Annotated in this window: 6 protein-coding genes; 5 read left to right on the top strand and 1 reads right to left on the bottom strand. The window is 46.4% G+C overall.

Going from position 1 to position 5,027, the window contains the following annotated elements:
• The first annotated feature begins 198 nt into the window (after nt 1-198).
• The 3 genes from IT781_RS21325 to IT781_RS21315 all read left to right on the top strand — a co-directional run bounded on the left by IT781_RS21325 (nt 199) and on the right by IT781_RS21315 (nt 1,223).
• Complete coding sequence (locus IT781_RS21325) at nt 199-381, top strand: hypothetical protein (protein ID WP_194972185.1); 183 nt, start codon at nt 199-201, stop codon at nt 379-381.
• A gap of 31 nt (nt 382-412) precedes the next feature.
• Nucleotides 413-580, top strand: a complete 168-nt coding sequence (locus tag IT781_RS21320) for a hypothetical protein (RefSeq protein WP_194972184.1) — start codon at nt 413-415, stop codon at nt 578-580.
• Nucleotides 581-830: 250 nt separating this feature from the next.
• The gene (locus IT781_RS21315) at nt 831-1,223 is read left to right on the top strand and encodes a hypothetical protein (RefSeq protein ID WP_194972183.1); all 393 of its coding nucleotides are present in this window, start codon (nt 831-833) and stop codon (nt 1,221-1,223) included.
• Nucleotides 1,224-1,372: 149 nt separating this feature from the next.
• Here IT781_RS21315 and IT781_RS21310 read toward each other — a convergent pair whose 3' ends face one another.
• Nucleotides 1,373-2,443, bottom strand: coding sequence for a low specificity L-threonine aldolase (locus IT781_RS21310; RefSeq protein WP_228779341.1), 1,071 nt, complete (start codon nt 2,441-2,443; stop codon nt 1,373-1,375).
• Between the two features lie 492 nt (nt 2,444-2,935).
• Here IT781_RS21310 and IT781_RS21305 point away from each other — a divergent pair, with 492 nt between their 5' ends.
• Nucleotides 2,936-3,313: a cupin domain-containing protein gene (locus tag IT781_RS21305; protein ID WP_194972182.1), complete on the top strand. Its 378-nt coding sequence runs from the start codon at nt 2,936-2,938 to the stop codon at nt 3,311-3,313.
• Between the two features lie 560 nt (nt 3,314-3,873).
• On the top strand, nt 3,874-4,755 hold the full coding sequence (locus tag IT781_RS21300) for an FkbM family methyltransferase (RefSeq protein WP_194972181.1): 882 nt from the start codon (nt 3,874-3,876) through the stop codon (nt 4,753-4,755).
• The last annotated feature ends 272 nt before the right edge of the window (nt 4,756-5,027 follow it).

Below are 5,027 nucleotides of genomic sequence, written 5' to 3'. Positions count from 1 at the left end.
ACGACAAAATCGCTTGGTAGTTAAAGTACGACAAAGTCCCTTGGTGTTAACAGATTGAATCTGCAATAGAGTCGATCTGCCAAGACACAAAGAAAAACGCCCGCATGAACAAGACAAAGGAGAGCCTCAATGAGGTGGTTACGGGACTCTTTGAAGGATTGATTGGCACGTGCCACGATCAGGTCAGGAAGCTGGACCGTGAATACTGTCTTGGAGCCGAAACTGCCCAAGGACAAGGTTGGCCTCATCCAGATCGCAGGCGGCGCGGCGGAACAGTGCTATTTTATGAAGGATTATCATGACGAAGCAGTCACCGTGGTCGAACTGCACAACGTGAGATGCCCGCTATCGCAGACTCATCACAAGAACCAATTGAGGTAGTCCAATAAATAAGCCAATTTAGAATCCGATTATGAATAGAGTGTCATTTTTTTCAAAACTGGTCGTTGGCGTCATCGTATTGCTGATATTGATCGTTTTGCATGTACTACCTCTTCCTGTATTGGAAGTGCTGATTTTGTATGTGATGATTTTTCGGCCGCTCTGGTTTAAAAAGCTGGTAGACCAGTTTTATGAGTAATAGATTATTTCATTGAATTTTGGTGAGACGCCTTCAAAATACGCTTCATACTGTTATAGCACTTCAGTCCGCCAAGCCTAGCCGCATCAAAATTGATGCTTAAGCTATCTTCTGATGTTATTCAGCTTAAAGAATTGCTAAAAGATTATTTTACCTGCTCAGTTTGAGAAAGAATGTAAAATACCCAAGTTTGGATAATTACTTATGAGGTCTCTTTGCTCAGCCTCACTATTCAACTTAGGCGCTATACATGATTGAAATCGTCCAATTAATTTTATCAATAGTTACAGGTATTTACTCTGGCATCATCGTTGCAAAATATTCGGAGTTCAGGTCTCTACGCGAGGAAAGCAGTCGAATCTTACAAAAAGGACTGCCCGCAAAAGAGTGTGACTTTGAGCTGGGCCTCATCTCGAATTCTCTTAAGCAGCTCGGCCATATCGAATCAGCTGAACAGCTTTCAGAAATTGCCAATGACTACGCAAAACTGGCAAAACCAAAGGAAATTATTGTCGAAGATGGTTCAGTCAGATTGCCTACAACCAAAGAAACAATCAAGATGACTAATGAAAATAATCAGCTAAGGCTCAGGGTTTCAAACCTGAAACCGTCGTGGCTTTACATTATTTTTCCCATTTTATAAATCCAGCTGTATTTTAGAGTGACAAATTGGCGATCAGGCTCAAGCTCAAATTTAGTTGAGCCTGTTCTGATATTTTATGTTCAACAACAGACTTATCCCGGATACTTATAATCAATTTATGAAGGCGGCTTTAGGTTGACGCTCAAATATCAACCCAAAAGCTCAAGAAACTGATCTATTTGATCCGCTTCTGTCGCAAAACTTGTTACCAAACGAATCAGCACTTCATGTTGAGCCAACAGTCCTGGCCCTACGCGTGGAGGGTTCCATTGATAAAAAACTGCCCCTTTTTTCTGGAGTTCGTCTGCATGGGCTTTGTCTAAAATACAAAAGACTTCATTGGCTTCTGGATGCCACGCTAATTTGGCTCGTTTAGAGCTAACGATGCCTTCTCGCAAGCGCTCAGCCATAGCATTGGCATGGCGCGCCAGGTGCAGCCAGAGCCCATCTTGCAAATAAGCATCGAATTGGCAGGCGATAAATCGACTTTTGGAAAACAGTTGTGCCGCGCGTTTACGGATAAACGGTAAATCCTTGCCCAACTCCGGATTCATAAAAACCAAGGCTTCAGCACACCAGCAACCGTTTTTGGTCCCGCCGAAAGAAACAATATCCACGCCTCGTTTCCAGGTCATTTCCGCTGGGGTGAGTTCCAACGCAACCAATGCGTTCGCAAAACGCGCGCCATCCATATGCAAAGGCAAACCGTAAGTTTTTGCAATTTCCGCAATGGCGGCAATTTCATCAGGTTTATAAAGCGTGCCGATTTCGGTAGCCTGAGTTATGGAAATTGCCATAGGCTGCCCTACGTGTACAAAATTAGGCGGAAAACGCCCAATCTCGGCTATGAGGTGGTTTGGATCAATTTTACCGTCTTCCCCATCAACGGGAGCCAGACGAGCCCCATGAGTAAAAAACTCCGGCGCACCGCATTCATCTTCCAGCATGTGTGCTTCGCGGTGACAAAAAGAAACTCCGCCTGGACGGTTGACAGCAGCCAGCGCCAGCGAATTAGCCGCTGTGCCAGTACTTACAAAGTAAACCGCAACTTCGCGCTCGAATAGCTCATTAAACCGTTGCTCGATCTTGCGATCGAGTGCACTTGTGCCATAAGGAGCTGAAAATCCTGTTGAGGCTTCCAATAACCGTTGCGAAATAGCCGGGTGCGCGCCGGCCCAATTATCGGATGCAAAATTCATAGTAGGTGTTATTGTGATCATGTTTGCTTATTCGTATTTCTGCTTTAGAAATGCGGCTGTTTTTTAAACGGTCGCGGATACGCCAACTATCTAAATTCCGGCTTGCTCAGACAGCAAGAGCGGCATCGACCTCGATGACCAAATACTTTTCCGTACTTTCAAATTTCGTATGCGCGAGCAATAAAAGTACTACAAATTCTTGGTCCTATGATAGATAAGCGTGGCCTTTGTCTATTGCATAGCATGAGTTTCTAACCGCAAAACTGAGACCAATCAATATCAACCAACGTTCCACGATTCGGACATATTGCCGAGCAAATCTATGAGGCGATTCGGAGCAAGCCAATCCCGGGCCTGCTCAGTTATCTTGAGCTGGACAGCCAGCATGTTTCCTGTTGTATCATGATGGCAATATATAATTCTCTTACCCTGATAAATCGCTGATTTTATCAATTATCACTTCCTGATAAGTTTTCCTTATCATATCTGTCTTTTAAATTTAAGGAGTTGACCATGGAAACGGTATTTCGCTTGAAGCCCGAAACCGAATTCCACACCGACGAAAAATGTTTCATTATCGAGATGCTCAACACGTCAGGCGATGAAAGCTGCTCAATTGCCCGCGCCCGCGTCGAGCCCGGCGTTACGACCTGCTTACATGCCGTTCGCGGTACGGTAGAGCGCTATGTCATTCTTGAAGGCGAAGGGGAAGTTGAAATCGATGGCGCTCCGTTTGTAAAAGTTCGTCCTCTTGATGTGGTGCATATTCCTGCAGGAATCTCTCAACGCATCAGGAACACCGGGCAAACCGATCTCGTCTTTCTTGCAATTTGTACGCCGCGATTCAAGCAGGACGCTTATGTGGATCTGGAAAACGCCACTGTTGCCTAACCGAGAAAATCCAGTCAAAAACAGCCATTGACTCCTGTGGGATGTGACCTGATATCAGAAATGGCCTCCAAAATCTGGACAGTAGCTTAAGTGATAAAACTGCCCTATGGTGATATCAAAACCTGAGTAAAAAACAATAAACAAGGCAAATGGGCTTAGTTGCGCACTATCCGAAAAATGACCAGCCTGCCAGGTGAGGACGAGCGATATATTTGTTATATTCCAATGGCCAAAGGCTTTCTCTCTATCCGGTCGAGGTAATGGATTGGAATAAAGGCATTGAGCTGGCGCCTGTCGAACGCACTGGACACCCGCTTTTGCGTAGAGGGCTTGGAAGAAACGGTTATTCGTACCGAGCCAATGCCCTGGATTTTTTCAAATAACGAGATTCATGCACGTTAAGTGATGGGGTAATTACCGTACAATTACTAGTGAAAAAACCTTTGTAGTATAAGCGGAAAACCTAATTACCCTGATCAAACCGCGAAAGCGAGCATCATTCCATGGAATAAATTGGTTGACCGGATAACAACGTTGTCAAAATTAATAAGGAAGCCAACATGTCCAACACTCTCGCGTATCCGATGAAGCAGTTTCAACTCCCTAACGGCATGCGTTTCTGGAACGCTCCGGAATCAGGCAAGGAAACCAAATTCATTTACAGGGAGATTTTTGAAGAGCGCTGCTATGAGAAGCACGGCGTGACTATCGCTGATGGCGACGTCGTGTTCGACGTGGGAGCCAATATCGGCATGTTTGCCCGCTCGTTGATGGACCGTTTCCACGATCTGCAGCTCTACTGTTTCGAGCCCGTGCCGAATACGCGGTCCTGCCTCGAACGGAATATCGCCGAATGTCCCGATAGATCGAGGCACTTGGTTACGGTCCTGGATGTTGCCGTTGGCGCGAAGGAATATCAGACGACGATCGACTTCTTCCCCTCCGCACCTGGCAACTCCACGTTATATCCTGAAGAGAAAAAGCAAGAATTCAACGATATCGCTGATGAGCTCCGCATCGCTGATCTCTGGAAAGCCAAAAAAGGCGCTGCTCTCCTTGCACTTCTGCTTTATCCGTTCCGGCGATGGCTGTTCCGCCGAATATCCGAGAAGTTTTTGGGAAAGGCAAAGCCGATATCGTGTCAGGTGCGGACGATCAGCAATGTGATCCGTGAGCGGGGCGTGCAACGCATCGACCTGCTGAAGGTGGATGTCGAAGGTGCCGAAATGGATGCGCTTGCCGGGATCGAGGACGAGCACTGGCCATTGATCCGTCAGATTGCTGTGGAGGTGGCGCCGGCAAACAAGCATCAAATAGCCATGCTCTCGAATCGCTTACAATCACTTGCCTTCTCTCGAATCGTTGTGGAGAACATGCTCGGAGGCAACGACGATCTCAGCTTGCCGGGCCCTTGTACGGTTTATGCCGTGCGAGAAGCGTGAGTGTTCACCTGAATCGAACGGGCAAAGGTCGTTCAGAATCTTAAAGACCGAAGTGATCTTGCCCTGATCTAGCGGACCCTCGGTTAAGAGAGTGATCTCTAAGCTCGAGGTCAACAATGAAAAACAAAAAAGGGCATTGTTAAGGTAGTATGGTATGGGTTAAGCTAATCCATTTTTACCGAATCAGTGATCATGGTTAGATGCCCCAAATGTAGCGCAGAAGGCTGTACTAAAGATGGGATGGCGAAAGGCAGGCAGCGTTACCGCTGTAA

The sequence above is a fragment of the Methylobacter sp. BlB1 genome (assembly GCF_015476545.1).
GTDB lineage: Bacteria > Pseudomonadota > Gammaproteobacteria > Methylococcales > Methylomonadaceae > Methylobacter.
This window is presented reverse-complemented; position numbering and strand designations above follow the sequence as displayed.